Annotated in this window: 4 protein-coding genes; 3 read left to right on the forward strand and 1 reads right to left on the reverse strand. The window is 53.9% G+C overall.

The window, feature by feature from the left end:
* The 3 genes from P792_RS39275 to P792_RS36765 all read left to right on the forward strand — a co-directional run.
* Positions 1–409: LysR substrate-binding domain-containing protein (locus tag P792_RS39275; protein ID WP_031241480.1), on the forward strand; the 409-nt coding region annotated here is incomplete at its 5' end.
* Positions 410–788: 379 nt separating this feature from the next.
* Positions 789–1,124 (forward strand): hypothetical protein, encoded by a 336-nt coding sequence (locus P792_RS37800; protein ID WP_161630864.1) that lies wholly within the window; start codon positions 789–791, stop codon positions 1,122–1,124.
* 105 nt (positions 1,125–1,229) lie between these two features.
* Complete coding sequence (locus P792_RS36765; RefSeq protein WP_161630865.1) at positions 1,230–1,913, forward strand: S41 family peptidase; 684 nt, start codon at positions 1,230–1,232, stop codon at positions 1,911–1,913.
* A gap of 144 nt (positions 1,914–2,057) precedes the next feature.
* Here P792_RS36765 and P792_RS37170 read toward each other — a convergent pair.
* Positions 2,058–2,282 (reverse strand): tyrosine-type recombinase/integrase (locus P792_RS37170; protein ID WP_031241484.1); only part of this gene is annotated, 225 nt, incomplete at its 5' end.

Below are 2,282 nucleotides of genomic sequence, written 5' to 3' on the forward strand. Positions count from 1 at the left end.
CAGGATCGAATTATGGCCCTGCGCCAGCCCGTCCTATCTCATGGAAAGAGGTACGCCCCAAACGCCGCAGGACCTGGCCAATCATGAGTTGCTTGGGTGGACCGATCAACCGTCGATCTGGCGTTTTAAAGATAGCTCGAACCGCGAGCATTGCGTGCCCGTCGCTGTTCGATCCGTCATCCCGGAGCCCGCCGTCCTGCAGGTCGTCCTCGAGAACCGGGGAGGGGTCGGACGTTTGCCTGCCTTCTTGGCAAGCCCCTCAATCGAGGAGGGGCGGCTTGTGAGACTGCTCCCCGATTATGAAGCGGAGACGGTGGAGGTACATGCGGTCTACGCAGCGCATCGGAGCTTATCTTCAAAGGTTCGGGTATTTATTGATGCTTTGCGCGCGCACCTGGGCGCGATTTGAGTCCCACGCCAGGGCAACAGCATGATGACTGTCGGCCCTTGGTGAAGGTTATTTTCATAGATTTCAGGCTGCGTTGCTCTCACTCTCGCCGCATAATCGTCGTCTACTGGGGAGAAGTCTGACGCCCATGATTTCCAGACGGAAGGCTCTTGCCGGCACGATTGCAGCACTGGCTTCAGCCAGCGGAGGGGCTAGCGCGCGAGGCGGTTATACACGTCTTTCCTCAGAGAACCTGCGCGAAGATCTTGATGCAATCTGGCTCACTCTGCACGAGATCTCTCCCAATCCATTTCAATCGTCCGAGGCTGGGACAGTTGAAAATCTATACCGTCAGATACGCGCGCGAATAACATCACCCACGTATGTCCGGGATGCATGGATGACAATCGCCCCCTTATTGGGAGCGCTGAATGATGGTCATGTGGCCCTCGGCTTCCCGGGTCTGATGAATAAAGCGCCGCACTATTTTCCTGTAACTTTCACCGTGGACGAACTATCCGGCAACCTCATTGTGGAGCACGACCGATCTGGCATCCTGCCTCCCGGCACCCATGTGCTTTACATCGAGAACATCTCCGCAGCCGAGTATCTGGATACGACGACCCGCGCTTTTGGTGGGCAAACTTCTGCACTGATACGGTCACGAGTTTCGCGCACAGGGGCATGGACATCAGCCGCCCTGTTCGGCGTCAAGGCTGCATACCTTTTACGGTGACGGGATAGAGCTGGTATCGAACATGAGTCTCTGGTTCCCGCGCCAAGCACCGCGCAGTCTCTTCCCCACACACCCCCTTACAGTTTTCGATGGGCTGCTAACGACGTGGGCCTGATCGAATATCGCCGGTGCGAGGATCTCAGTAGATTTCGTGCCTTTCTCGATGAAAGCTTCACGACCCTTCAATTAAAATCAGCTAAAGCACTCATCATCGATATACGCCGGAATTCCGGGGGTGATAGCGAACTCGCGAACTGGCTCTGGTGCTACGCCCAATCACGTCCCTTCAAGCAATTCGGTGGGAAGATTGTACGATCAAACGCGATAATAAAAGCGGATTATGGTCAGGGTAAATATACTAGGTATTATGGCTCCAAAGCGTGGTCAGCGCCAATTGGCGAAGTCATTTCATTTACCGAAGGTCCGTCAGATGGACTGGTATCACCGAAACCTCTCCCCTGCCGGTTCAGCGGCCCAGTCTACCTTCTCATATCGCCTGCAACATTTTCTTCAGGAATGGCCTGTGCGTTAGCAGCTAAAGATTATGGCCTCGCCACCATTATAGGACAGGAAACTGGTGAGCCGGCGACGGGGTCAGGCCTGTTGTATAAATTTCACATACCAAACATTGGCTTCCCGGTCTATCTCACCACGGCACGCTTTCTCGCTCCAAAATTACGTCCATCCCACCAGGGTGTGGTGCCCGACATCATTGTTCCATCCAATACGGTATATGATCTGTTTGCCAATCGAGATACGGCCCTCGAAAAAGCGCTGACACTTATTTGAAGACTAGCGAAGCGAGCTGACCCATGCGGTGACATGTCAGATTCCGGACGCAGCTCTGCAAAGTAAACCCGTATACGTCCGTTTCGCGCCCACTGAACCTACTTCCGATAATATAATTTATCGGAAGTAGGTATAGGGTAGAGGTCATGTCTGTTCGACAGACATTAGTTCATTCGCCTCAATCTTATCTGCAAGTTCCTGCATGATAGGCTGGTAGTATCGGTCGAGCGATTTCATATCGCGATGTCCGGTGACACGCATCAGATCCAGCGGGTTCGCGAGATAGCGCGCGAGACGCGATGTCGCCTCATGACGCAGATCATGAAAGGTAAGGTTGGTCAGGCCTGCCCGTTTTGTCATCCGACCAAA

Origin of the sequence: Asaia sp. SF2.1 (assembly GCF_000505765.1) — a bacterium.
Lineage (GTDB): Bacteria > Pseudomonadota > Alphaproteobacteria > Acetobacterales > Acetobacteraceae > Asaia > Asaia bogorensis.